This is a genomic window from Frisingicoccus caecimuris (genome assembly GCF_004340975.1).
Taxonomy (GTDB): Bacteria; Bacillota; Clostridia; order Lachnospirales; family Lachnospiraceae; genus Frisingicoccus; species Frisingicoccus caecimuris.
Window position 1 is genome coordinate 79,484 of the sequence record NZ_SLXA01000008.1, and the last position, 26,273, is coordinate 105,756.

At 43.2% G+C, this 26,273-nt stretch carries 25 protein-coding genes and 1 pseudogene; 5 read left to right on the forward strand and 21 right to left on the reverse strand.

The window, feature by feature from the left end; genetic code table 11:
• Nucleotides 1-16: 16 nt before the first annotated feature.
• From EV212_RS09045 to EV212_RS09070, 6 genes are all read right to left on the reverse strand, one after another.
• Complete coding sequence (locus tag EV212_RS09045) at nucleotides 17-889, reverse strand: YitT family protein (RefSeq protein ID WP_165873347.1); 873 nt, start codon at nucleotides 887-889, stop codon at nucleotides 17-19.
• Nucleotides 890-988: 99 nt separating this feature from the next.
• Nucleotides 989-1,930 carry an ABC transporter permease gene (locus tag EV212_RS09050; RefSeq protein WP_132092098.1) on the reverse strand — a complete coding sequence of 314 codons (942 nt, stop codon included), beginning with the start codon at nucleotides 1,928-1,930 and terminating at the stop codon, nucleotides 989-991.
• 16 nt (nucleotides 1,931-1,946) lie between these two features.
• On the reverse strand, nucleotides 1,947-2,975 hold the full coding sequence (locus EV212_RS09055) for an ABC transporter permease (protein WP_132092101.1): 1,029 nt from the start codon (nucleotides 2,973-2,975) through the stop codon (nucleotides 1,947-1,949).
• The gene (locus tag EV212_RS09060) at nucleotides 2,975-4,492 is read right to left on the reverse strand and encodes an ABC transporter ATP-binding protein (RefSeq protein ID WP_132092104.1); all 1,518 of its coding nucleotides are present in this window, start codon (nucleotides 4,490-4,492) and stop codon (nucleotides 2,975-2,977) included. The genes EV212_RS09055 and EV212_RS09060 overlap by 1 nt, the downstream gene beginning before the upstream one ends.
• Nucleotides 4,493-4,588: 96 nt before the next feature.
• A complete protein-coding gene (locus EV212_RS09065; protein WP_132092107.1) occupies nucleotides 4,589-5,653 on the reverse strand; it encodes a BMP family protein in 1,065 nt (354 codons plus the stop codon).
• Between the two features lie 53 nt (nucleotides 5,654-5,706).
• The gene (locus tag EV212_RS09070; RefSeq protein WP_132092110.1) at nucleotides 5,707-7,074 is read right to left on the reverse strand and encodes an amidohydrolase; all 1,368 of its coding nucleotides are present in this window, start codon (nucleotides 7,072-7,074) and stop codon (nucleotides 5,707-5,709) included.
• Between the two features lie 151 nt (nucleotides 7,075-7,225).
• On the opposite strand from EV212_RS09070, the gene EV212_RS09075 reads away from it, so the two are divergent.
• The gene (locus tag EV212_RS09075) at nucleotides 7,226-7,795 is read left to right on the forward strand and encodes a helix-turn-helix domain-containing protein (RefSeq protein WP_243115518.1); all 570 of its coding nucleotides are present in this window, start codon (nucleotides 7,226-7,228) and stop codon (nucleotides 7,793-7,795) included.
• 63 nt (nucleotides 7,796-7,858) lie between these two features.
• Here EV212_RS09075 and EV212_RS09080 read toward each other — a convergent pair whose 3' ends face one another.
• The 3 genes from EV212_RS09080 to rsmA form a co-directional block, all read right to left on the reverse strand.
• The gene (locus EV212_RS09080) at nucleotides 7,859-8,542 is read right to left on the reverse strand and encodes a TIGR00266 family protein (protein WP_132092114.1); all 684 of its coding nucleotides are present in this window, start codon (nucleotides 8,540-8,542) and stop codon (nucleotides 7,859-7,861) included.
• A 72-nt stretch (nucleotides 8,543-8,614) separates the two neighbouring features.
• Nucleotides 8,615-9,652 carry a hypothetical protein gene (locus tag EV212_RS09085; protein ID WP_132092117.1) on the reverse strand — a complete coding sequence of 346 codons (1,038 nt, stop codon included), beginning with the start codon at nucleotides 9,650-9,652 and terminating at the stop codon, nucleotides 8,615-8,617.
• Between the two features lie 60 nt (nucleotides 9,653-9,712).
• Nucleotides 9,713-10,585 (reverse strand): 16S rRNA (adenine(1518)-N(6)/adenine(1519)-N(6))-dimethyltransferase RsmA, encoded by an 873-nt coding sequence (rsmA, locus tag EV212_RS09090; RefSeq protein WP_132092120.1) that lies wholly within the window; start codon nucleotides 10,583-10,585, stop codon nucleotides 9,713-9,715.
• A gap of 145 nt (nucleotides 10,586-10,730) precedes the next feature.
• Here rsmA and EV212_RS09095 point away from each other — a divergent pair, with 145 nt between their 5' ends.
• Complete coding sequence (locus tag EV212_RS09095) at nucleotides 10,731-11,948, forward strand: metallophosphoesterase (protein ID WP_132092123.1); 1,218 nt, start codon at nucleotides 10,731-10,733, stop codon at nucleotides 11,946-11,948.
• Here EV212_RS09095 and EV212_RS09100 read toward each other — a convergent pair.
• The 3 genes and pseudogenes from EV212_RS09100 to EV212_RS09110 form a co-directional block, all read right to left on the reverse strand.
• Nucleotides 11,909-12,043, reverse strand: a pseudogene (locus tag EV212_RS09100) (D-alanyl-D-alanine carboxypeptidase family protein); the annotation flags it as partial. The gene EV212_RS09095 and the pseudogene EV212_RS09100 sit on opposite strands and share 40 nt — an antisense overlap.
• 52 nt (nucleotides 12,044-12,095) lie before the next feature.
• Nucleotides 12,096-12,899 (reverse strand): TatD family hydrolase, encoded by an 804-nt coding sequence (locus EV212_RS09105; protein ID WP_132092126.1) that lies wholly within the window; start codon nucleotides 12,897-12,899, stop codon nucleotides 12,096-12,098.
• Nucleotides 12,900-12,914: 15 nt separating this feature from the next.
• Nucleotides 12,915-13,763, reverse strand: coding sequence for a LysR family transcriptional regulator (locus tag EV212_RS09110; RefSeq protein WP_165873348.1), 849 nt, complete (start codon nucleotides 13,761-13,763; stop codon nucleotides 12,915-12,917).
• Nucleotides 13,764-13,950: 187 nt separating this feature from the next.
• Between EV212_RS09110 and EV212_RS09115 the strand changes: the two genes are divergently transcribed.
• Together EV212_RS09115 and EV212_RS09120 are read left to right on the forward strand one after the other, a co-directional pair.
• On the forward strand, nucleotides 13,951-14,502 hold the full coding sequence (locus EV212_RS09115; RefSeq protein WP_132092132.1) for a chromate transporter: 552 nt from the start codon (nucleotides 13,951-13,953) through the stop codon (nucleotides 14,500-14,502).
• A complete protein-coding gene (locus EV212_RS09120) occupies nucleotides 14,499-15,065 on the forward strand; it encodes a chromate transporter (RefSeq protein WP_132092135.1) in 567 nt (188 codons plus the stop codon). The genes EV212_RS09115 and EV212_RS09120 overlap by 4 nt, the downstream gene beginning before the upstream one ends.
• A 426-nt stretch (nucleotides 15,066-15,491) precedes the next feature.
• Here the strand turns inward: EV212_RS09120 and EV212_RS09125 are convergent, their stop codons facing one another.
• From EV212_RS09125 to EV212_RS09165, 9 genes are all read right to left on the reverse strand, one after another.
• Nucleotides 15,492-16,130 carry a redox-sensing transcriptional repressor Rex gene (locus tag EV212_RS09125; RefSeq protein WP_132092138.1) on the reverse strand — a complete coding sequence of 213 codons (639 nt, stop codon included), beginning with the start codon at nucleotides 16,128-16,130 and terminating at the stop codon, nucleotides 15,492-15,494.
• A 25-nt stretch (nucleotides 16,131-16,155) separates the two neighbouring features.
• Entirely contained in the window at nucleotides 16,156-17,118 is a 963-nt protein-coding gene (locus EV212_RS09130) for a PaaI family thioesterase (RefSeq protein WP_132092141.1), read from the reverse strand.
• A 156-nt stretch (nucleotides 17,119-17,274) separates the two neighbouring features.
• Nucleotides 17,275-18,273: an electron transfer flavoprotein subunit alpha/FixB family protein gene (locus EV212_RS09135; RefSeq protein WP_132092144.1), complete on the reverse strand. Its 999-nt coding sequence runs from the start codon at nucleotides 18,271-18,273 to the stop codon at nucleotides 17,275-17,277.
• Nucleotides 18,274-18,284: 11 nt separating this feature from the next.
• Nucleotides 18,285-19,073 carry an electron transfer flavoprotein subunit beta/FixA family protein gene (locus tag EV212_RS09140; protein WP_132092147.1) on the reverse strand — a complete coding sequence of 263 codons (789 nt, stop codon included), beginning with the start codon at nucleotides 19,071-19,073 and terminating at the stop codon, nucleotides 18,285-18,287.
• A gap of 12 nt (nucleotides 19,074-19,085) precedes the next feature.
• A complete protein-coding gene (locus tag EV212_RS09145; RefSeq protein ID WP_132092150.1) occupies nucleotides 19,086-20,228 on the reverse strand; it encodes an acyl-CoA dehydrogenase family protein in 1,143 nt (380 codons plus the stop codon).
• 34 nt (nucleotides 20,229-20,262) lie between these two features.
• A complete protein-coding gene (locus tag EV212_RS09150; protein ID WP_132092153.1) occupies nucleotides 20,263-20,706 on the reverse strand; it encodes a MaoC/PaaZ C-terminal domain-containing protein in 444 nt (147 codons plus the stop codon).
• 18 nt (nucleotides 20,707-20,724) lie between these two features.
• Nucleotides 20,725-21,504 (reverse strand): enoyl-CoA hydratase-related protein, encoded by a 780-nt coding sequence (locus EV212_RS09155; protein ID WP_132092156.1) that lies wholly within the window; start codon nucleotides 21,502-21,504, stop codon nucleotides 20,725-20,727.
• A 24-nt stretch (nucleotides 21,505-21,528) separates the two neighbouring features.
• On the reverse strand, nucleotides 21,529-22,827 hold the full coding sequence (locus EV212_RS09160; RefSeq protein WP_132092159.1) for a GntP family permease: 1,299 nt from the start codon (nucleotides 22,825-22,827) through the stop codon (nucleotides 21,529-21,531).
• Nucleotides 22,828-22,849: 22 nt separating this feature from the next.
• On the reverse strand, nucleotides 22,850-24,418 hold the full coding sequence (locus EV212_RS09165; RefSeq protein WP_132092162.1) for an acyl CoA:acetate/3-ketoacid CoA transferase: 1,569 nt from the start codon (nucleotides 24,416-24,418) through the stop codon (nucleotides 22,850-22,852).
• 332 nt (nucleotides 24,419-24,750) lie between these two features.
• On the opposite strand from EV212_RS09165, the gene EV212_RS09170 reads away from it, so the two are divergent.
• Nucleotides 24,751-26,178 (forward strand): sigma-54 interaction domain-containing protein, encoded by a 1,428-nt coding sequence (locus EV212_RS09170; protein WP_132092165.1) that lies wholly within the window; start codon nucleotides 24,751-24,753, stop codon nucleotides 26,176-26,178.
• The last annotated feature ends 95 nt before the right edge of the window (nucleotides 26,179-26,273 follow it).

Consider the following 26,273-nt stretch of genomic DNA (forward strand, 5'->3'; position numbering starts at 1 on the left):
CTTCCTTATCACATAATTACATATCATTGGACACAGGTTTAAATCCTTCGCCAAGAATCTGGCTCACTTCGCTGACAATAAAGAAAGCATTCGGGTCCACCTCCCGGACAATCCGCTTGATCTGCCCGAACTGGGACTTCCGCGCCGCACAGAGAAGCACCGCCCTCTCCTCCATCGTGTAAGCACCGACTGCCTTTAAGATCGTAGCTCCCCGGTCCACATCAACGAGAATTTTATCTTTAATTTCCATATTCTTATCCGAAACAATAAGGAACATCTGGCCATGCTCACTGCCATAAACAATGCTGTCAATAACCTTTGTCTGAGCAAACAGGGCCACAACACCAAAAAGTCCCGCTTCTATATTATGAAATACAAAAACAGAAATGGCAAGTACCAATCCGTCGACCATCATCAAAGCCCGGCCGATGGGAAGATGTGGAAATTTCAATTGAAGCAAAAATGAAATCGCATCCGTTCCTCCGGTGGAAAAGCCCCGCAAGAATACCAGGCCGAGACCGGTACCCATGAAAACGCCGCCGAACAGTGAACCGATCAGCCTTTCGCCCGTATACATGGGCAGCCACGGCGTCACAATATAATCAAGAATGACCGTACTCAGCAGGACCGCTCCAAAACTCTGCAGTGTATACTTTCTTCCCAGATACCGCCAGCTCAATACAAATATAGGCACATTAATGACAAAGGTCATCATACCGATCGGCAGCCCCCATAGATATTGAATCAAAATGGCCACACCGGAAATGCCTCCCGGCGCAATATTGGCCGGTACAAGAAAACAATGAATGCCGATGGACATAATAAAAATCCCACCGACCTCAAAAATTAAGTCCAGCACCCTTTCCTTTCCCTGAAATTTTTGTTCCATGATTTTTTCCTCCTTTTTCCCTAGTATTCCCCAAAACGAAAACGAAGAGTACATTTTTCTTTGAAATATACTCTTCGTTGTTTTATCATGATAAAGTTTTTAGCGACTTCCCCGGATATACGGTTTACTTAATGATTCCGGTTCATTGCTCCGCCCGATGGAACCGAGCAGGGCGATCAATGTGATAATATAAGGCAGCATAGCCAGCGCCTGGGCCGGCAGCGGAACACCGACGGCCTGCAGCCGAATCTGCAGGGCATTGGCACCGCCAAAGATCAGGGCTGCTCCAAATGTCCCCACCGGTGTATATCTGCCGAGAATGACCGCCGCCAATGCGATATAACCACGGCCGGAAATCATATTTTCCGTAAACACGCCCAACTGGACAAGCACCAGATAGGCTCCGCCGATGCCGCCTAAAATTCCGTTGACCAACATGGCAATGTATTGATACTTATGGACCGGGATTCCCGCTGCATCCGCTGCCCGCGGATGTTCACCCACAGCCTGAAAAGCCAGGCCCTTAGCCGTTTTCGCATAAAAAACGGTCATAACAATAATCAACACATACAGAAAATATGTAAAAATATCCTGATTGAATAAAGCATCGCCAATCAATGGAATACTTCTCAGCCCCGGAATTTTTATGGTCGAAAATGTGGTCAGCTGCTGATAACTTTTTCCCTCTTTTAAAATCCTTGAGAAAAAGCTTGTCACACCAAGCACGAACATATTAATAGCGATGCCGCTGACCGACTGGTTCTGCGCCAGCTTGATGGACAGCACCGCATGAATCATACCGACAGCAATGCCGCCCAGGATACCACACAAAAGTCCAATCATGAGACTGCCTGAAAACATGGCTCCCGCAAAAGAACAAAAGGCACCGCTCAGCATGACACCTTCCATACCTATATTTAAGATACCGGCCTTCTCAGCAAACATTTCACCCAAACCAGCATAAATCAAAGGCACAGCCATACGCACCATGGCAGAGAAAAAGGCTGTAAAAAATCCCATGGTCAAAATCTGTTCCAACATCTCTTTTCTCTCCTTTCTATGCTGCTTTCTTTACTTTTTTTCTGCTCATCAATCCTTTGGCCAGAATAAGAAGCACAACAAGACCAACAAGTATATCCACGATCGCCGACGGAACGCCAAGCTGGCGCTGCATCGTATTCGCTCCGACCTGCATGGCCGCCATAGCGATCGATGCCACAACAACGCCCACCGGATGATTACCGGCCATCAGCGCGATCAAAACCGCCGTATATCCACAGTTGGAAGAAATTCCTTCCAAAAGCTTTTTCTGAATCGCCAATACCTCAACCACTCCGGCCAGGCCTGCCAGGCCGCCGCTCAGGAAGGCCGAGATAACAATATTTTTCATAACGGAAATACCGTTGCAGGCTGCCGCCCGCTTATTAAATCCAACGACCTTAATCTCATAGCCAAGAGTCGTTTTCTCTAACAAATACCATACCCCAGCCGCAGCCACCAGGGCAATAATAAATCCCACGTGAAGCCGTGTCGGTGGTAAAATCTGTGCCAGCAATGCGGATTCATCAATCTTCGCCGACTGAGGAACACTGCCGGCCGGATCCATCAAAAATGTCCGGACAGCAAGCCCGATCAGGTTAATAGCTATGTAATTTAACATAATCGTTACGATGATCTCTGAAATACCGAATTTTGCCTTGAATATAGCGGCGATCAACGCCCAGACGCCTCCGGCCAGAAATCCGATCACAAGAGCCAGAATAATCCGCAGGATTCCCGGAACACCCGGAAGTCCAAGGGCCACCATAGCCGATGTGAGCGCTCCCATATAAAACTGCCCTTCGGCTCCGATATTGAAAAACCCGGTACGGAAGGCCACCGCACAGCCAAGTCCTGTAAAAATCAGCGGCGTCGCTTTGACAAACACTTCACAAAATCCATTTAAATTTCCGAAAATTCCCCGGAAGAAATTGGTATAAGCGTCCATCGGATTCGCATTGGACATCACGATCAGGCCGGTTCCTGCAATAATTGTAATCAGCGCAATAACGACTGCCTGAACTATCTTTTGTTTTTTCCCCGTCATTACATGGCCTCCTTTGTCATTCCGCCCATTAACAAGCCAATCTTTTGTACATTCGCCTCACTTCGGTTCAGCACCCCGACGATTTTGCCGCCAAACATGACCGCGATCCGGTCAGACAACGCTAATATCTCTTCCAGATCCGCTGAAATCAGCAGAACGCTCCGATCGGAATTCCTGACATCCATCAGAGTCTGGCGCACAAACTCGGTGGCGCCGATATCCAGTCCTCGGGTCGGCTGATTCGCAATGACCAGTCTCGCCTCCTCCGTAACTTCTCTGGCAATAATAATCTTCTGCTGATTACCTCCGGATAAAAGCTTGACCACCGACTCCATCCCCGTTGTTCCTGTTGTTTTGATCTGGAACTTTTCAATGGCATTCTTTGCCTGCTCTTCGATCGGTTTTTTATTAAATATCCCTTTTTTAGAAAAAGGCTCCTTATCATAATCTTTCAGAAGCATATTTTCTTTTAAAGTCATATCAATGACCAGGCCATCCGCATGACGGTCATCAGATATATAGGAAATTCCTTTCTCAAAACGCTGCTTCACTGTCGCTTTCTGAATACTCTCATTCATAAAGCAGATTTCGCCGGAAGTACTCTTGCGAATGCCCGCGATCACCTCGGCCAGCTCTGTCTGTCCATTGCCGTCAACTCCGGCAATTCCCAATATCTCGCCCTTATTCACCGTCAGATGAATGTTATCCAGTATGGCTTTTTCGCCCTTCATAATATTGACATTTTTAAGTTCCAAAGCCACGCCAGTATCCGACTGTTCCTGTATTTCAAATTCCCCGTGCAACTCCCGTCCGATCATATACATCGACAATTCCTTTGGGTCCGTTTCGGAAGTTACCAGTTCCTTTACTTTCTTTCCATCTCTCAAAATCGTTACCCTGTCACTGATTGCCATGATCTCACTCATACGGTGAGTGATAATAATGACGGCGTAACCTTCTTTTTTCAATTTTCTCAGGACCTCAAAAAAGTCCTGTGTTTCCTTCGGCGTCAAAACGCCCGTCGGCTCATCCAGAATGAGCAGGTCCACATTCCGGTATAAAGCCTTCAAAATTTCCACTCTCTGCTGCTCACCTACGGATAAATCCCGGATTCTTGCATCCGGTCTCACCCGAAGCCCGTATTTTTCCGCCAGCTCTACAATGCTTTTTCTGGCATCCATTTTTGAAAGGAAAAGGCCATCCTGCTTCAAACCAAGAATAATATTCTCCAACACCGTCATTTTCTGCACAAGCGAAAAATGCTGATGCACCATACCTATTCCCTGATTGATTGCTTCTCTTGGAGAATCAAATACAACTTTTTTATCTTTCCAGTAAATTTCTCCGGTATCTGCCGTATAAATACCAAATAAAATATTCATCAGCGTTGTCTTTCCCGCCCCATTTTCGCCGAGCAGTGCATGAATTTCTCCTTTTTCCACAGATAAATCAACATCTTCATTCGCATACACGCCGGAAAAAGCCTTGCTGATATGTTTCATCTCTAAGATTGCCATAATCCTTCTCCTTCAACGTCTTCAATTAACCAGACATGGGACGTCCCGGCCAAGGCCAGTACGTCCCCTTTTGTCTGTTTTTATATCTTCTTAGAATTACTTTCTGATATTTTCATCCAGCGGTACAACAAATTCACCGGATTTGATCGCTTCAATCTTTTCGTCGATCATTGTGCGAACATCTTCAGGGATAGCGCTTTCCATATCATAATATGGAGCCATTTCAACAACGCCCTCTGCCATACCCAGATACTTCACTTCGCCTTTGAATGTTCCGTTAACAACATCCAGATAAGCGGATTCAATAACTAATGGCACATTGTACATGGAAGATGTAAGTACAGTTTCCGGAGCGAGTTCGTGCTGGTCATAGGAATCACCTGTCGCATAGATGCCGGCTTCCTGGGCTGCAGCGATCGCACCATTACCACATTCATTTGCATCATGAGCAATAAAGTCAACACCACTGTCGATCATCGCCTGAGCTGCTTCTTTTGCCAAAGCTGTATCTGTGAAGCTGCCTGTCCATGCTGTCTGAACTTCGATATCCGGATTAATGGATTTTGCACCGTCCTCAAAACCATTCATGATCTTGATGAGGGAAGCGCCTTCGATCGGTCCGATGAAACCAATCTTGTTGGATTTTGTCATGCTTGCTGCAAGCATACCTTCGATATATCCGCCCTGTTCGCAGCTCATAACATAAGAAGCTACATTGTCAGAGGCTGCGGCTGCTTCTGTACAGATAAATGTTGTATCCGGATACTGAGCGCCGACTTCGAGGGCCGGATCACCGAACTGGAAACCATGTCCGATAACGATATCATAGCCATTTGCTGCATAGTCTGTAAATGCTGCGGCCATATCTGCTGCCTGAAGATTTTCTGTATAAGCGATTTCAGCGCCATACTTTTCTTCAAGTAACACAAGACCTTCATAAGCGGACTGGCAGAATCCCATATCGTTTACTGCGCCAGTTACGCACAGAGCAACTTTCAGGCTCTCGCCATCTGCTGCGGCTGTTGTTTCACCACTTGTCTCTGCTGTTGTTTCTGCACTCGTCTCTGCTTTTGTTTCCTTTGTGCCGCCGCATGCTGTCAGCATGGAAACAGCCAGTGTCAGGCTCAATGCCATTGCCACAAGTTTTTTCATTGTTTCAATCTCCTTTACCCTTTTAGTGATTACTTCATTTTATATTGAATAAATATAAATGACTATTTAGAAGACATCGGATAAACTACCGGGAAACGATCCGGAAGTTCAATACCGGCACGGGAACGAATGGCTGCTGCATGTTCTTTTGCTGCTGCAAGCACTTCTTCCTCATTTAAAGAAAGAACGATACGGTCTTTCATCAGCCATTTACCGTCACACATAGTGCTTTCCACGTTAGATGAATGCATGGAAGTTACCAGATTGGCTACCGGATCATGTAACGGCAGCATTCCGGCCGAATCCGGATTAATAACGATCAGGTCGGCTTTCTTTCCAACTTCAAGGGAACCGTAAAGCTCTTCGTCCATCAGGGCTTTCGCGCCATTGATGGTTGCCATACGCAGGATTTCCTGGGCCTTTACAACATCCGGCTCCAGACGCCATCCTTTGTGAATCAGGGATGTCAGATACATTTCATCCACCATATCCATACGGTTATTGGAAGGCGCGCCGTCCGTACCGATCGTCACACAGATACCCTCCCGGAGCATCCGGGGTACCTTTGCGAAACCAAGAACGCGCATTGCCGCGGCCGGATTGTGAGAAACCTTTACCTGATGGTCACGGAACATCTCAACTTCCTCATTTGTCAGCCATACGGTATGTACAGCGAGGAAGTTTTTATCCAGGACACCCAGTTTATTCAGATGGGTAACGGTCCACTCACCTCTGGTAGCCTGCATATATTCCACTTCATCTTTAACTTCGGCCACATGCATATGAAGGCCCACATTATATTTATCTGCCAGTTCCTTCGAACGAACGATCAGATCATCGGTACAGTTGAAAATGGTTCTCAGACCAAACCATACCTGAACACGGCCGTCATGTGTATTATGGAATTTCTTTAAATCCTCTTCCTGTTTATCCAGCTCTTCTTCTGTTGTTTTCTGCCATACTTCCGGAAGTCCCTCCCCGCAGTCCATGACAGATTTTGCCAGCTTTGCACGAACGCCGGCTTCCGCTACGCCGCGGGCCATGCCGGACACATACTGTCCGCCCGGCTCGGCAAATGCTGTACAGCCACACTTGATCTGTTCAAGACAGCAGGCCAAAGTAGATACATAGGAATCTTCTTCTGTCATATTACTTTCATACGGCCAAATACGGTCATGAAGCCACGTCAGCAGATTAACGTCATCCCCTAATCCCCGTCCAAGCTGCTGTGATGTATGTACATGGGTATTGACAAGACCAGGCATAATGATCTTGCCTTTACAGTCAATAACCTCATCCACGTCTTCCTTCAATTCGAAATGTCCGATTTTGCTGATTTTGTCATCCTCCACAAGAACACTGCCCTCAGAATATACCTCTTCATTGGCATTCATGGTAACAACAAGTGCATTTTTCAACAATGTTTTCATAGAAATATACCATCTCCTCTGCTAAACTGCGTTCATTATAACGAATTATGTTCGTTTTGTCAATCACCGCCATGTTGAAAAAAGTTGAAATTTGTATTTGACGAATTTCTTTTTTTTCTATATAATACCAAATCAGAAAAGGAGGCGCCTCATGTCCGATATTGATTTAAACAAAATTGGGAATATATTAAGAAACCGACGCATGGAAAAGAACCTGTCCATCCGCGATCTGTCCGCCCGCTCGGATGTCGCCGCAAGCACGATCAGCCAGATTGAAACAGGAAAGACTTCCCCGAATCTGCTTACACTAAAATCCCTTTGCAACGCTCTGGATCTTCCTGTCTTTTCACTTTTTATGGATGATGAGATAGCTAACGTCCGTCTCGTTCGCCATAACGAACAACAGACATTTATCCGAAATATCAGCAACGGCAAAGCCTTGGTTGAATCATTGATCACTCAGGGACGGAACGAAATGTGGGGTGCCATCATCGATATTCCGGCACATTCCGATTCGGGCACCTTTGCCCACCATGGCGGCGAAGAGCTCGTCTTTATGCTGGAAGGATGTATTCGTTTCGAGCTTGAAAATTATCAGGGCTACACATTGGAAAAATATGACACCCTGTATTATCCAAACTATATCGGTCACCGCTGGATAAACAACTGCGATGAAGATGCAAAGATACTGATCATTTCCACATCGCCTTACAAATTTTAAAAAAAGGAAAACCTTCGGCTTTCAACAATCTGTCCGAATGGTTTTCCTTTATATTTCACCCGTTTATTTGCCCGATGTCGGTATATAAGGGATGATTTTATTTGCCAGCTCAGAAGCCGTCATCGTCTGAAGCCATACTTTTCCAGGGCCTTCGAGAACTGTCAGGAAAAGTCCTTCTCCACCGAAGAAAATATTTGAAAATCCCTTCACCATCTCGATGGAGTATTTCACTCTTTCTTCAAAATAGGCTACATTTCCCGAATCAATTTTCATTTTCTGTCCCGGAGCCAATTCATACTCGCACACAGTTCCATCCAACTCAAGAAATGCCATTCCGTTTCCGGAAAGACGCTGGAGGACAAAGCCCTCGCCGCCGAACATACCGCTGGATATCTTTTTAGTCAGCACCGCATCCAGTTCCACGCTGTGCTGAGCGCAGAGAAACGCCCCTTTCTGTGCAATATATGTATTTCCAGGTGAAATTTCCAGCGCATGGATTTCTCCAGGCATCGATGACGCCATGGTAATCTCCTGTCCATCCTGTTCTGCGGTGTACGTTGCCATAAAAAGGGAATCCCCCGAAAACATCCGACCCAGACCTTTCATCAATCCTCCGTGGGTATTCGTCTCCATGGAAATACCATCTGTCATCCAGCTCATACCTCCGGACTGGGTATAAATACTTTCTCCCCGATTCATCCGGACAGATACAGCCGGAAATGGATTGCCAAATACTTTGTACTGCATATTCATAACCTCCCTTTATTTTTTTCTTTAGTATATCATGACAACGCTTGTAAAAAAACTTAATATTTCCTTTCAGGCAAGGAATGTGTACCAATACCCAAAATCACTGCTTTCGCCATTTCCCTCCCTAATTGGCTTAAATTCCCGAAATCCGAACATATTCGCCATAAATGCTTCCCTGGAATGCCGTGTTCCCGGCACGCCCAAAATGTAACTGCCTCCCCTTTCCTCTTCCGGCTTCAGACGTGCCAGGATCAAATGACGGTAACTGTAATATCCATGAAGCAGGAAACTGTTGCTTCCATAGGACCAGCAATCGATCGGCATCATTCCGATATCCTGTGGTTCCAGACGGACGCAGGCTTCCACGCCATCATCCTCAAAGGGGTACATCCCCGGACACTGGTCAAGAATTTTTCCAAAATTTCTGCATCGTTCATCTGCTTCCATCGTTATCAGAATACCATCCTCCGCCTTTTTATCTTCTTTTTGCTCTTCGATCGCCTCGGCTTCTGTTTCCGCTTTTTCTTTTATAACCATCTCTGCCTCTGACGCCGTCCCCATTTCCTCCGTCAAAACAGATATTCCTTTCTCTTCCAGCGCCGGAGCAGATGAGGTCATCTCTTTCGGCTCAATCTCAGACTCTGGGATGGATATACTTTCCGGCCCCTCCTCAGGCTCCGGGATGGATATATTTTCTGTCCCGGCCGCCGACTCTTCCCACTGGGTACGAAAATGACGAATATCCAAATCACCATGGTCCCATCGTGTACCATAGAATTTTTCCCCTTCACCCCGGATGATCATACCGGACATCTGATCCAGCCGATAACCAGAACCGGCAATATTCATCGTATCCGTTCTGAAATTCCAATCACTGCCATGGTTTTTTATCTGAACATCTCCAATATAAACCCCTCTGAGATCCTGACCAAAACGAATAAACATATACACCTGGCACCGTTCCAGACCGGTATAGACATTCTTTAAAGACAGTCCGATCCGGCACTGGCCATTCCGGCTTTCCACTTTAACAAAACCGGCATTCATGGTTTTTAATCCATTCTCATAGAGATACATATAGGAAACAAAACGACTATAATCCGACATAGAAAAATCCTCCTTTTTGACTATCCTATGCGTCAGACCGGAGGAATATTTCTATAACTTTTATGGATTTATTTTTTTGTTCAATACATTAGCCAGCCCGGCAAATTGCTCCAGAGTCAATGCCTCTCCACGAATTGTCTCCGGCAAACCGACTTCCCGGATAGCGTCCACTATGTCTTCTTTGGTTGCTGTGACCAGATTGGAATTTTTCAATCCGTTCTGCAATGTCTTTCTTCTCTGGTTAAATGAAGCCCGAATCATATTAAAAAGCAGTTCCTCATTATCCACAGATACTGCCGGCGTCTTATGCCGTGTAAGACGAATCACTGCCGAATCCACATTTGGCCTTGGTATAAAACAATTCGCCGGAACATTGGCTACCAGATAAGGTTCGGCATAATATTGGACCGCCAACGAAAGTGCTCCGTAATCCTTGCTTCCCGGTCCGACTTTCATTCGGTCCGCCACTTCCTTCTGAACCATCACTGTAATATTATCAATCGGCACATGACTCTCAAAAAGTCCCATGATAATCGGCGTGGTAATGTAATAAGGCAGATTGGCCACAACCTTAATCGGCTTTCCATCATTTCTTTCCATCGCCAGCGCCCGGATATCTACTTTCAATATATCTTCGTTAATAATCGTCACATTATCATACTCAAATAAGGTTTCATTCAAAATCGGTATCAACTTTCTGTCAATCTCAACGGCTGCCACTTCCCGGGCGGCCTCTGCCATATATTGGGTCATCGTCCCAATTCCCGGACCGATCTCCAATACAAAATCATCCTTTGTTACCTGGGCGCCGAGAATGATTTTGGAAATCACATGCTCATCAATCAAAAAATTCTGCCCGAATTTTTTTTGAAAATTAAACTGATATTTTTTTATCGTCTCAATCGTCTTCTGTGGATTTGATAGCTTTTCCATGTACAACTCCTTTTACTATTTCCCATATCTCCTAACAGTTTATCGTTCCATGAATCAAATGTCAACCGAGAGACGCTCTGTCTTGGACTCGAAATAGAAATTGTGGTATACTGTGAATAAAGCAACGACAAAAAGGAAGTTTACTATGATTGCATTATTTTTATCACCACTTTATCTCATCGGAAATGTTTATATCTGCTGCCGCACCCTTCAATGGCTTTCCGCCTGTTCAGACACTACATCCAGATCCGGGTTTCGGCTGTTCTTTATAATCACCTACACATTTTTGGCCTTATCCATTGGCCTGGCTTTTATCCTGCCCCATTCAGGGTTCCAGAGAATTCTGGCCTGCATTGGCACCTATTGGCTTGGAATTCTCTTATACATAATTATCATCCTGGGTGCTGTCGAACTGATTCGGCTGATTTTACATATTACCCACACCGTCCCCTTCCAAACTCTCACCGACAGAAAAATTTTTATCGCTACAGGTCTGATCTGTATTGCCGCAATTGCATTTTTCTGTATATGGGGTATCATCAGCGCTGTCCACGTTCGCAGTACGAACTATGAAATAACCATTGATAAAAATGGGGGAAAATTAGATGAATTAAATATCGCCCTCGTAGCAGACTTGCATCTTGGCTACACAGTCGGTCCGCGAATGATACAGCAGATGGTGGATAAAATCAATGCCCAGAATCCAGACATCATTCTGATCGCTGGCGATATCTTTGACAATGACTATGATGCCATTGGAAATCCTGAAGAACTCATTCGCATCCTTTCCCAACTCCGCAGCAAATATGGAACTTATGCCGTTTACGGCAATCACGATACCGACGAAAAAATTCTTGCCGGCTTCACTTTTCCTTCCAAAGAAAAAAAGACGAGTGACCCGCGAATGGATGACTTCCTTCAACAAGCCGGCATCCGGTTAATCAATGAAGAAACCCTGCTCATCGATGATTCCTTTTATCTTGTTGGCCGTGCAGATGAGGAGCGGCCCGGCCGCGGTGTTGACATCCGAAAAAATCCGCAGGAAATCATGGACAATCTCGACATCAGCAAGCCGGTCATCGTTGTGGAACATGAGCCCAAATTTCTACAGGCACTCGCTGACGCCGGAATTGATCTGCATTTATGCGGTCATACCCATGACGGTCAGACATTTCCAGCCAACTTTCTCTGTAAACTGGTCTGGGAAAATCCGGCGGGATATCTGAAAAAAGATAATATGCAGAGCATCGTTACTTCCGGTGTTGGTCTTTTCGGGCCAAATATGCGGGTCGGTACAAAAAGCGAAGTAGTGCATATTCAGGTTCATTTTAAATATTCTTCCAGACAGATCCCCTGTCGATAAATGTCCTCCGCAATTGCTTTTCCAACGTATCTGTAATGCCACGGTTCGTAGCCGATTCCGGTAATATCTGTTTTATCTTCCGGATATCGTAGAATAGATTATATCGAAAAGAGGCTGCCGACACTTTAATATTTCTTGATTTAATTCCTAAGAAAACATTAATTTTGACATACGATACATATTCTTTCCATTTTCCCATGTCACCGCTTCCACCTCATCTGCCGGGATTCCCTTTAACTGTGAAATGGTCTCAATGACATATGGCAGATTCAGAGAACTATTCCTCTTTCCCCGATGAGGTTCCGGCGCCAGATATGGGCAGTCGGTCTCAAGCACAATCCGATCCATCGGAGCATACTGAACAACATCTTTTAAAACTCTGGCATTTTTGTAAGTGATAACGCCGCCAATTCCCAAATAAAAACCCTTATTCAGATAATTGCGGGCCATTTCCACCGAGTATGAATAGCAATGAATCACGCCGCCGATATCTTCACATTTCAATCCATTCATCATATCCCACGTATCTTTTGCCGCCTCTCTGGAATGAATCACCACCGGAAGCCCTGTTTTCCGAGCCAGTTCCATTTGCTTCTCAAACCAGTGTTTCTGTTTTTCACGTTGCTCCGGATCCTTTTCCCAATAATAATCCAGACCGATTTCACCGACAGCGACAATTTTTCCCTGTTCTTCAACAGATTCCTCCACCAGACAGGTCAGCCACTGGAAACTACGTTCATCCAGACAATCCACATCACTCGGATGTACCCCGGCCGCCGCATAAATAAAATCATATTGCTTCGCCAACGCCACAGCCCGACGGGTGGAATCAATGTCTGCGCCAATGTCTACAACACGCCCGATTCCTGAAACCTGAAGCTGCTTGATCAGCTCTTCTCTGTCCGCATCAAATTTTCTATCATCATAATGTGCATGTGTATCAAAAATCATAATACTCCTCCTAAATTATACTTCAAACTTTTCAAAAAATATTTTCGTAATATTGGATATATACCGGTCATCCCGTTTCACCAACACCAATTGTGTTTTCAGTGCTTCCTCTTTCAGGTTCCAGATTTGAATTCCTGGAATATCTGCGGCAAAGGATTCAGGCAAAAGCGCAATTCCCATCCCGGCCCGGGCCATTTGAATACTCGTCCAGGCATTATCTGCCATACAGGCCAAACGAATCGTGAGCCCTTTATCCTCAAAAACCTGACGAATTGAAGCCTCCCATCGCCGGTATAGCACAAGGGGATGCTCAGCCACCCCGATCAATCCGGTTTGCTCCGGCAAATGCCCCGGCAATCCGGCAGCCACAAAATATTCTTCCTGATATTTATGACATATAAAACCGGTCTCCGGAAAAGGCGCACGAACCAATGCCAGATCAATTTGATTCGTTTTCAGTCCATTCAATAGCTGATACGTATTTCCTTCATAAATCTGAAAATTGACTTCCGGATATAATTCGCGAAATGCCATCATTCTCTGTACCACACAGCCAGTCACCGAAGATGATACCATTCCCATGCGCAGCGTCCCACGGAGTCCATTCCCCAGGCTGTCAATTTCCATCTTGGCTGCCGAAGCCATATCTAATATGGCATTGGCACGCTCATACATTAATTCCCCTGCATCTGTCAATGTAATGCTTCGAAGACCCCGCTCAAAAAGCACGACGCCCAATTCTGCCTCCAGCAGCTTCATCTGATTGCTTAAAGGCGGCTGAGAAATGTGCAGTTTTTTTGCCGCTGCCGAGATACTTCCTTCATCAACAATCGCTGTAAAATAGCCCAGCTGCTTCAAATCCATAAAATCACCACCTGATACATTATTGCACAAAGCACGGCGATGTATATCTTTTTGATATAGATCATATACTTTTTTAATACTTTTCATATATATTTATTTATGATATGATACCAATAGTTTCGGGGAAAATCAAGCATTTCCCTAAGATATCATGGAAATACTATATCGTTGAGGAGGAATCACATTTATGAAAGAATTTTTAAACCTCTTCATGGCCTTCTTCCGAATCGGCGCCTTTACCTTCGGCGGCGGTTACGCCATGCTCCCAATGCTTCAAAAAGAAGTTGTTGAGAAATACCACTGGGCCACTGAAGATGAAATTATGGACTATTTCGCCATTGGTCAATGCACACCGGGGATTATTGCAGTAAACACCGCAACCTTTGTCGGTTACAAGACTAAAGGTGTCCTTGGAGGTATTGTTGCTACCCTTGGCATCATCACCCCATCATTGATCATTATCACATTGATCGCTGCCTTTTTGCAGAATTTTGCCGATCTTGCCGTCGTTAAATATGCTTTCAACGGGATTCGTGCCTGCGTTTGTGTTCTGATTTTTAACGCCGTCTCCAAGTTGGCTAAAAAATCGGTTATTGATAAAATCTGCCTCGGTATCTGTGTCGTTGTTTTGCTTTTATCCTTATTTTCTCCATTGTCTCCGGCGCTTATTGTTATTCTTGCCGGTATCGCAGGCGTCCTCTTTAAACGCACAGGTATCTCAGGAGGTGAAAAGAAATGACCACACTTTTACGTTTAGCATTTGAATTTTTTAAGACCGGACTTTTTGCTGTCGGCGGCGGACTGGCTACCCTGCCTTTCCTCTATGCCATGGGATCAGCTACCGGATGGTTTAACGCCCAGGATGTGGCCAACATGATCGCCATTTCCGAGTCCACGCCCGGACCTATGGGCGTCAATATGGCAACCTATGTAGGATTTACCTCTTTCGGACTTCCGGGCGCACTCGTCGGACCACTGGCCCTCGTATTTCCTTCCGTTGTCATCATCATCCTCATATCAAAGATTTTAAATAAATTCAAAGAATCCAAACTGGTACAGGATGTTTTCTATGGACTTCGTCCGGCCTCCACCGGTTTGATCATCGCTGCCGGTCTTGGCGTTGCCAAAATTGCTCTGCTCCATCTGGACCAGTATGAAATCACAAAAAGCTTTGCCGACCTGTTAAATTATAAAGCTATTATTCTGGCTTTAGTCATCTACTTCGTCATGAAGAAAAAAGACTTCCATCCAATTCTCATGGTGGTAGCCTCCGCCGTTATCGGAATTATTTTTAAATTTTAAGAGCAAAAACAGTGCAGTCTTGAAATTCGGAACATGATTTCTCTGACTGCACTGTTTTTCGATTTTCTCCGAAAGAATTCGCTGTCTATCGTCTCTTTAATTATGTTTTCATCTCGAACACCGTCGATGAATGATGATTGATAAAGTCGTCTTTATATTTTAAAATTAACTTATCTTCTATAGCGGCTTCGGTTCCGCTGACACAAAATTTCTTATTTTTACATATCTATTCCATTTTCTTTTCATTGCGGTTCCGCACAGCCTTTTTTCATCCCATTGTTACAGCATGCAGGACACCCGATAAAAACAACCACCTTGGGAAGAAAAAATTTACTCACATGATAAAAAGGGGCAGTCCCACAGCCATTTCTCAGGCCCTTCGGGGCTACCCTCTTCCTTCTGCACCAATATTTTTACTGATATAACTTATGCCTGCTTCTTCAGAAGATTTTTATATTCGTAGGCCAATGTCATCAGATTTTCATCTAAATGCACATTTTTAACACATATATGAAGCATTGTATTTAAATCCACAGGCGTAAAATTCCAAATCGCTTGTATTCCTGTTTTTTCCAGATACATCCCAACATCCAGCGCTGCTTCCTCCGGAATCGTCAACACCGCAATATCTACCTGGTTTTCCTGAACAAAACTTTCCAGAGCATCCATCATCATGACCTTAATATTCCGAATAGCAAAACCATTTAAACGCGGATTAATATCAAAAATTCCAATCAATTCAAACCCAACCTTGTCAAACTGATAATTTGCCAGAGCCTGACCCAGATTACCGGCCCCAACAACAATCATCCGTTTCATTCTGTCAAGATCAAGTATTTTTCCAATTTCTTCTCTTAAATATTTCACATTATACCCATATCCCTGCAGTCCGAATTCTCCAAAGCTACAGAAATCCTGCCGAATCTGTGAAGATGTTAATCCCATTCTCCGGCTGAGTTCCATCGATGAAATCCGATTCGTTTTTTCTTCCAAAAGTTCTCCCAAATACCGATAATAACGTGGAAGTCTTTGGATAACCACCTCAGGTACCTTGTCTAATTTCATATGCCACCTTCCTCGTCTAAAACCGTCATTTCTGCAAATTACAAAAAACAAATTCGGCACAAGCGACTAACAGATCCTGATCATCCCGAATCTCCACATCCAGATGACGAATACTCTTGCCTAATTTTCTTGGTTTAGCTTCGGCAAGCAGAAATTTTGGCGAAAACGCCGGATTAAAATATTGAATATAACTATTCACAGTGGTTGATATCCCTCCCTGCGAACCTATCGTAAATCCACAGACCGCATCTGCCAACGTAAAAATACATCCGCCGTGAACAACGCCAAGGGGATTTAAATGTTCCGGCCGGATTTTTAATTTACCATAATATTTATCATTTTGACCTTTGATCAATTCTATACCAATATTTTTTCCAAAATCATTCTGCCCAAGAACTGCAAATCCAGCATATTCAAGATGAACATTGTTTTTTTTACTCACCAGATAAATTGTATGATATTCCGCCTTATCCACTGTCAGAAAAACGGCGGAATCCGGTGTACACAAAACCGATCCATCGTCCCATTTCAATGAAAATTCTGCGTCCGCGCCAAAAAAAGCGATCACACAGGCTCCCACTGCTTCCCCAATTCGCATTTTCACCGAATCATTTATATTTAGACGACGCATATTCCCACGAACATTATGCGCCATTGTTGCCGATAATACCATGCCGTCCGTCAATGCTTTATATTTACTCTCATTCTGTGCAAAATATGATTGACCCGGACGATATAAAAAGCTTCTTTCCGTTCCTTCTTGTTCCAGGCACTGTTTTTCCACTTCCAAAACGTCCTTCAATTCTCCGGACAATACATAAAATTGCGTGCTCATTCCTTCATTATTAAAATATAATTCTTCATTTTTCTTCAAGAAGTTCAGAGAAAATTTGAACTGGAAATCAGAATTCTGACATTCCTTTACATCCAAATAACCGTATATATCTCTATCTTGATTTTCTTTTAAAGAAAATGTCTTCACTTCCATAAATTTTCACCCTCTTATTCCATTCTTTCCCAAACGGGAATCAGCGGAAAACAGTCTCTCACCTGATTTCCGCTGATTTTAGTATGAACACGTATTGGTTGTGGTGCAATCAAGCTTTACTTGCTCATACCTGTTTAAGGAGTTTAATAATATGATTTACCTTCTCTTCTTGATTTCTTCTGTCAGAATTGGAACAACTTCAAAAAGATCACCGACAATGCCATAATCAGCCACTTTAAAAATATTCGCTTCCGGGTCTTTATTGATCGCAATGATCACATCGGCAGAAGACATGCCCGCCACATGCTGAATTGCACCGGAAATTCCACAGGCAATATAAATCTTCGGTCCCACGGTTTTACCAGTCTGTCCGACCTGATAAGCATGATCGATCCATCCTGCATCAACCGCCGCACGCGATGCTGCAATACTTCCTCCCATCGCCAATGCCAACTCTTTTAAAACCCCATAGCCTTCCGGGCCGCCAACCCCTGCGCCTCCGGACACAAGTATTTCGGCTTCCTCAATATTCGGCACATCCGAACTCACGGTCGTAACGATATCGACGATCTTTGTACGAATCATCTCTAACGGTGTTGTAATATCCTCTTTAATAATATTTCCAACTCTGTGTTCATCCGGTTCCGCCTTTTTAAATACGCCAGGTCTCACCGTGCCAAGCTGTGGTCTATGTTCCGGACACAGAATATTTGCCATCAAATTGCCACCAAAAGCCGGTCGGGTCCAGACAATATTTCCGTTATCCATTGCCAAAGACGTGCAGTCTGCCGTTAACCCGGTTTTCACTCTGGCAGCAAGACGCGGTCCCAAATCACGTCCACGGTTTGTTGCTCCAATAAATATCGCTGAAGGTTTATATTTTTCAGCCAATACATTTAATACATTCGTATATGCATCCGTTGAATAGGAAGCATATTCTTCACCTTCAACAACGATTACTTCATCTGCTCCATATTTAATAGCCGTCTGGGCAAGAGCCTCTGTATCTTTACTATCGATAACAATAGCAACCAGCTTCTCATTGACACTGTCAGCCAACGCTCTTGTCGGATTTAAAAGCTCAAGCCCGACATTTGCCGCAACACCATTGGAAGATTCAATGTATACCCACAGATTCTTATACTCTTCAAACATTCTACAACCTCCTAGATTATGCTCTTTTCATCAAGGATAGAAATTAATTTGTCTACAGATTCTTTTGCGGTTTCCTCTTTAATAACAACACTGTCACCTTTCATTGGTGGTGTATATGTCTTTTTAACTTTTGTCGGAGAACCTTTCAGACCTGCACGAGACAAGTCAATGGTAATATCCTGTGATGTAATCACATCAATTGGTTTACGGTTTGCAGCAATCTTTGCCTTAACAGAAGCCATGCGAGGTTCAAATTCTGTCTTAACAACGGTCAACAGAGCCGGAATCTGTGTTTCAACCATTTCGTAGCCGGTTTCTGTTTCCTTCTTTACAATAACCTTGCCATCTTCAGTCACATCGGCATCCAAAGCATAAGTTACCTGTGGAATATCCAAATGTTCTGCGATCTCCGGCCCTACTTGAGCTGTATCTCCATCAATCGCCTGTTTGCCGCACATGATCAGGTCAAATTTCCCAAGAGAATGAATAGCAGATGCTAAAATGTAGCTTGTAGCTAAAGTATCTGAACCGCCAAAAGCACGATCTGACAAGAGATATGCCTTGTCTGCTCCGACAGAAAGACACTCTTTTAAAGCAGCTTTTGCCTGATCCGGACCCATACTCAGTACAGTAACTGTTCCACCATGTTTTTCTTTTAAACGCACTGCAACTTCCAGTGCATATGCGTCAAAAGGATTGACAATACTCGGCACACCTTCACGAATCAGAGTATTCGTTTCATAATTAATTTTAATTTCAGTTGTATCTGGAACTTGCTTTACGCAAACCAAAATATCCATTAAATATACCTCCTATCGGCAAACATAACCGGAAATTACCATACGCTGGATTTCATTGGTTCCTTCGTAGATCTGCATAATCTTTGCATCTCTTAAAAGTTTTTCAACCGGATATTCTCTGGAATAGCCATAACCGCCTAAAATCTGGATAGCTTCCAGTGCACATTCTACTGAAGAATCACCACCATAGCATTTTGCAATTGCTGCGGCTTCACCATACGGTTTTCCTGCATAATACTGGTTGAAGCAATTAATAACTGCCGCCCGTGTTGTTTCAAGTTTAATCTGCATATCGGCAAGCTTGAACGAGTTCACCTGGTGTTTAATGATCGGTTTGCCAAACGTTACTCTTTGTTTTGCATAAGCTACACATTCTTCAATACATCTGCGGATAATACCTGCTGCCATAGCACCGATAATCGGTCTTGCCAAATCAAGTGTTGACATAGCATAACCATATCCTTTGCCTTCTTTACCAATGAGATGATCGGCAGGTACATGAACATCATCAAATACAACGTCGGCTGTGTTTGAAAGACGGATACCCATTTTATTCTCCTCTTTACCTACAGAAACGCCGGCTCTGTCTCGTTCTACGATAAAAGCTGAGTATCCTTTTGCGCCCTTTGATTTATCTGTGATTGCAAAGACAACATAAATCTGAGCCGGACCCGCATTTGTAATAAAACATTTTCGTCCATTGATGACATATTCATCACCGACTTTTTGGGCAACTGTTTTACCTGCACCTGCATCAGAACCAGCATCTGGTTCAGTTAAAGCAAATGCAGCGAAGCCATTGCCTTTTCCACCACAAATATAGTCGGCAAAGTACTGTTTCTGCTCATCATTACCGAACATTAAAACCGTCTTTAACGCAAGACCATCCGCTGCAACACCGGTACAGAAACCAGCATCAATTCTTGCAAATTCTTCATAAACAGCACAGCATGTATAATAATCAAGTCCGCTTCCGCCAAACTGTTCTGGAATTTCAAGTGCATGGAAGCCTAAATCAAAAGCTTTCTGATATAAATCCATCGGGAATTCACCAGTTTCATCATACTGAGCACATACCGGTTTTACTTCTTTTTCTGCGAAATCTCTTGCAAGTTTTACGATATCCATTGATTCTTCATTTAAAATATATCCCATAATAATATTCCTCCATTATTTTTTTGTTAATCTTTTATACAACAAACATTATTGTCCATTCTTCGTCACCAACCACAACATCATTCTGGTTAACGACCTTAACACTCAATGTAACAATACCACGTTTTGGATTCTTTGTTGGTTTCTTGTCAATTGCTGTGACTTCCAGATGAATTGTATCACCGAAAAGCACTGGCGCCGGCCATTTTAAATTTGCACCCAAAAAGCCAACAACCACACCTTCGATCATTCCAGAATGATCCATAAGACCTGTAGCAATAGAAAATGTTAAAGCACCATGAGCAATTCTCTCACCATATGGTGTATTTGCTTTTGCAAACTCAGCGTCTGTATGTAACTGATTATAATCTCCGGAAAGTCCGGCAAAACGTGTAACATCGGATTCAGTTACAGTCCGTCCGCTTGTTTTAAGTGTTTCACCAATAATCCAATCATTATATCTCTTACCTCTGGCCATTACTTTCTCTCCCTTCTACTATTTATTCTTAAATACCGGCGAACGCTTTTCTACGAAAGCGTGCATGCCTTCTTTTTGATCCTCTGTTGAAAATGCAAGGCAATCATTTGCTGCTTCAATCGACATGGCATCATCAATGTCTACCTGTCTGCCTCGATTAATCGTATCCTTTGCAAGTCCAACTGCGATCGGAGCTTTACTTGCAATAACGTTTGCCATCGCCATTGCCGTATTTATCAACTCTTCCGGCTCAACGACCTGATTAACAAGACCCATTTCTTTTGCTTCCTGACCATTGACCTGGCGTGTTGTAAAAATCAATTCTTTTGCAAGTCCGTCTCCGATCAAACGCGGCATTCTCTGTGTTCCGCCAAAGCCTGGGAAGATACCCAGACCAACTTCTGGAAGTCCAATTTTTGCCTTTGTGGAAGCAATACGAATATCGCAGGCCAGCGTCAGTTCACAACCTCCGCCTAAAGCAAAACCATTAATCGCTGCAATAAACGGTTTACGTACTTTTTCAATACGACGATAGAGTCCCTGACCCTGTTCCATATAGCTCTGCGCCTGAATCGGGTTAAAATCCTTCATATAATCAATATCCGCACCAGCTGCAAAAGCTTTTCCTGCTCCAGTAATAACCGCCACTCTTACATCCTCATCTGCTGCTACCATTTCAACGGCGTCAGCTAATTCTGTTAAGAGCACATCATTAAGTGCATTCAGCGCTTTTGGACGATTTAAGGTAATAAGTGCAACATGTCCCTGTTTTTCATAAATCAAATTTTCATATACCATATGAATCACTCTTTTCTTTAATTTTTATCCCATAATGCTAAACATCGCGACAACAAGTGCCAGTTCAGCAGTGGTAATAACAACGGTAACGATAAATGCATCGAAATAGGATTCTTTATGGTTTGTCTCACAATACTGCAAACAAGTATTTACAAAACCATTATGCGGAAGGGAATCCAGAGCCGAACTGGAAACAGCTGCAATACGATGAATTGCTTCAGCGCTGACACCCATTGGTATAAACAGGTCAGCACACATCGGCACGGCAATACCAAGGCCGCCGGAAGCTGATCCGGAAATACCTGCCAATGCTGCTACAGCAATTGCTACAGCAATGTAAGCATTTCCATTCTGAGCCATACCGGTCAATGCTGCGGACAATGTTGCAAAAGCCGGTGTTGCCTGAACAACTGCGCCAAAGCCTACTGTAGCTGCTGTATTGGCAATTGAAGAAAGACCATTTGTTGCTCCTGCACTCATATCTTTCCAAAACTGTGCAAAGGTATGCGGCATCCATTTCCAGTAAATAACAATTCCTAAAAGAACACCAACAAACAAAGATACAACGATCGGCCATCCGGTAACGTTAAGAATGATGATCAATAAAATCAACGGCAACAGAGAAATAAGGAAATTAGGAACTTCTCTGTTATCATCTTCTGATAAGCTTTCCTCACCAGGAAGAAGCACATAATGTTCGCCGTTTTTTCTGCATTTGTTAATACGCCACTGGATATAAATTGCACATAAAATTACGCAGAAAACAGAGCCAACCAAACCTGGAATTAAACCTGCCGACAATGTTGTTCCTAAATAACTTGTAGGAATAATATTCTGTGTAGACGGTGAAAACGGGCCCGTCATGGCAAACGTACCGCAGCCGGCCAGGTAGCACATTGGGAACAGTCTTCTCGGAACATCCGCACGTTTAAACATACTCTTTCCTAATGGATACAGTGCGAAAAGTGCAACAAACAGATTGACTCCGCCATATCCAAGAACAGCAGCAGCAATGAAGATACCAAGTCCTACATATTTCTCTCCTAACTTATCAACAATTGTTTTGGCAATACTGTCCGTTGCTCCACTGACTTCTGCCAGTTTTCCGAAAATAGCTCCTAATGTAAAAATCAGGAAATAATTCATAAAATAATTTGCAAAGCCTGTCATATAGGCCTGTGTAATCCCCTCAACCACATTAACACCCTGTGATGCCAAAACAAAGATTGAGGCAATTGCCGTAGCAAAAAGGATCGGAACGCCCTTAATAGCTAAAATGGTTAATATTACTAATCCTATAACCACTAAAATAATACCCAACATACAATTTCTCCCTCCGAAAAATTTACTTGTTTAACATAGTTTCCCTCAAATTAATCAGTTCATCTGTAAAAAGTCTTGTATCCATGACTTTCAATTCATCTTCTTTAATAATCGGAGCAAATTCCATTTGACCCAGAATATCCTTTTCAAGATCTACACCCGGTGCAATTTCGATCAACTGAAGGCCGCCTTTAACTAACTTAAATACAGCTCTCTCTGTGACATACAGCACGTTCTGTCCGGTTTCCGCTCCAAACTCACCACTGAAAGTAACCTGCTGTACTTTCTTGATAAATTTCTTGCTTCTTCCTTCCTGAACAATTATCAGTTTTCCGTCCTTAATTTCCTCTTTCAAACCGCCTGCTGTAAAGGTTCCACAGTAAACCAAATTTGGCGTAGTCTGGGAAATATTGATAAAACCACCGGCTCCAGTCACGCCAGTTCCGAATTTACTAACATTGACATTGCCAATTTCATCGGTTTCAGCAAGTCCAAGATAAGAAACATCGAGACCGCCGCCATTATAAAAATCAAACTGGATTTCCTGTTCAACAACTGCCCATGCGTTCTGAACAGCACCAAAAGCTTTGCCGCCTAAAGGTACGCCTGCTACTGCACCGCTCTCAGAAGTCATTGTGATCAAATCAGCACACCCTTCTTCTGCCGCAATATTGGCAATACCTTCCGGCACGCCAACGCCAAGATTAATAATGCTTCCCGGTTTTAATTCCATCGCCGCACGGCGGGAAATCACCTTTTTCGCATTAAATGGCAAGGATGCCACCGCTTCTGTCGGTACAAATGCATGGCCGGAAAGGCTTGGATCATATACATGTAAAGCCGTCTGCCGATGTGTTTCTTCTGGTGTCTGAGATACAACTACAGCATCCACAAAAATGCCAGGAATTGCGACCTTGTCTGTCATTAAACGATCACACGTATACTTAACTTCGACAATAACTTTACCACCGCAGGCTTTAGCTGCCATCGCAATAACACGCATATCTACCGGGAGAGCTTCTTCCTCAAATGAGATATTGCCTAAACTGTCTGCCGTCGTTCCGCGAACAATTGCAACATCAATCTTTGGCGTTTTATACATCAGATATTCTTCACCGTCAATTTCAACAACTTTGACAATATCCTCTGTTGTGATATCATTCAATTTTCCGCCTTCGATACGTGGATCAATAAATGTCTTGAGACCAAGCTTTGTAATATGTCCAGGCATACCCCGAACCGCTTCATGGAACATATCCACGATAACTCCCTGAGGCATATTCCATGCTTTAAACTTATTCTCACGGATCATTTTGCCAATCTGGTCACAGCTTCCAAAATGGCCGCCTATTAATGAGGCCAGTAACCCCTCATGCGCCATATGCTGCCAGCCATGTCCCGGTTCCCAGCATCCCTGCCCGGCAGCAAAAATACCATTCAGATTTTTTGGAGCTCCTGTCTCCAAAAAGCTTTTTTCAATGCCCGCAACAACTTCTTCCGGGAATCCTGCCATTGCGATGCCTGACGTAGCGATACAATCACCATCTTTGATCAGGCCAATGGCATCCTGCAGCGACATTAACTTACTCATATAAATACCTCCTTAAAATATTTCAATACCGACTCACCTTTGATAAGTTATTGTCAATATTTTTAATTATTTAAGAAGCAATTTTTTAGCCAAAAATCTATTCTTTCTTCTTGTTTTTTATTTCACATTAAAAAATTGTTTAAATTATCCAAATTCTTTTTTCTTTTTTGTGCATATTATTCTTTTTTTAGAACAGTCTTTAAAAAAATGGGGGTTTATGATATGATAATTAAAAGAGTTTTCAGACATTTTATGAAGTTTTTCTACTTTTATCGACTATTTTTTAACATTTTTTCTACAAATATAGAAATTGTGAGGTGAAATAAATAAAAATGAGTAACACTATTTTCAACAGTATCTATTTTGAAGATATTCTTCATTATTACGAGGGCAGTATCATTATCTGTGACAATACCGGAAAACTACTTCTTTGTTCTGATGGAACCTGCAAACTTACCGGCCTGTCCCGTGAAAAGCTGCTGAATACCACCATGCAACAACTCGTGGATAACGGAGTGTTCAGTAACAGCTCCTGCCTTGACTGTATCAAACAAGAATCTGAAAACATGTCCTATCTGATTCTCAATGGAGATCCAGAACAGGGAATTTATGCTTACTCGGTACCGATTTTTGATTCAAATCACAAATTAATCCGTACTATTACCTTCAGTCAATCCGAACGTTTTTCTATCCAATACAGAAATCGTGTAGATGAACTCTGCCGAAATATGCAGCAAACCTTCAACACTGTTTTAAACAGCAAAAAAAAGCACTCCTATATCGCGGAAAGCCCCTCCGTCAAAAGAGCTTTTGACTATGCAAAAAAAGTTGCCCAGACCGATGCCAGTATCACAATATACGGGGAATCAGGCAGCGGCAAAGAAGTCCTTGCAAAATATATACATGAGAATAGTTTAAGAAAAAATGAAATTTTTGTTCCGGTCAACTGTGCGACGATTCCAGAAGCTCTGATGGAATCTGAAATCTTCGGCTATGAAAAAGGCAGTTTTACCGGAGCAAACAAAAGTGGAAAATCTGGTTTATTTGAACTTGCCAATAATGGAACTCTTTTCCTGGATGAAATTGGAGAAATGCCTATAAATCTCCAGCCAAAACTTCTGCGTGTCCTTGAAACAGGAGAAATCCGAAAACTTGGCGGAACTACAACTAAAAAAATAAATGTCCGTATTATTTCCGCAACAAATCGAAACCTTCTTAATATGGTTAAAGAAGGGACTTTCCGTGAAGATTTGTATTACCGGCTGAATATTATTCCTATCACTATGCCAGCCCTCCGCGAACGTATTGAAGACATCGAGCCGCTGATCAATTTTTTTCTGAATATTTATAACTATAAATACCATAAATCCGTTACCATTGATCATTCCTACAAAAATGCCATGATAAACTACGCTTGGCCAGGCAACGTACGTGAATTAAAAAACGCGATTCAACGTTATGTGATCACCGACGGAATGTCACAAGATTTGTTAGTGGGTCCATCCTTTACCCCTTCCCATGAAAAAACGATAAACTCCGAAACAGAGCATATCTTGAATGATTATATTTATGAAGCCCCAAATGTTTTCCGTCATTTCAAAGATTATAAATATAACTGTGAATATCAATACTTTTTTGAGCTTTTAAAACATACCAATGGAAATGTAGCAAAAATTGCGGCTCTTTCCGGCCTTCACATGTCCGGAATTTATAAACGATTGGATACCTTCAAATTAGACCCCAAAAAATTTCAAAAATAAATCGAGTAGGAGGAATTTCTCTTGATTGAGAAATTCCGACCTCTCACACCACCGTGCGTACCGTTCGGTACACGGCGGTTCAATCAACTTGACAT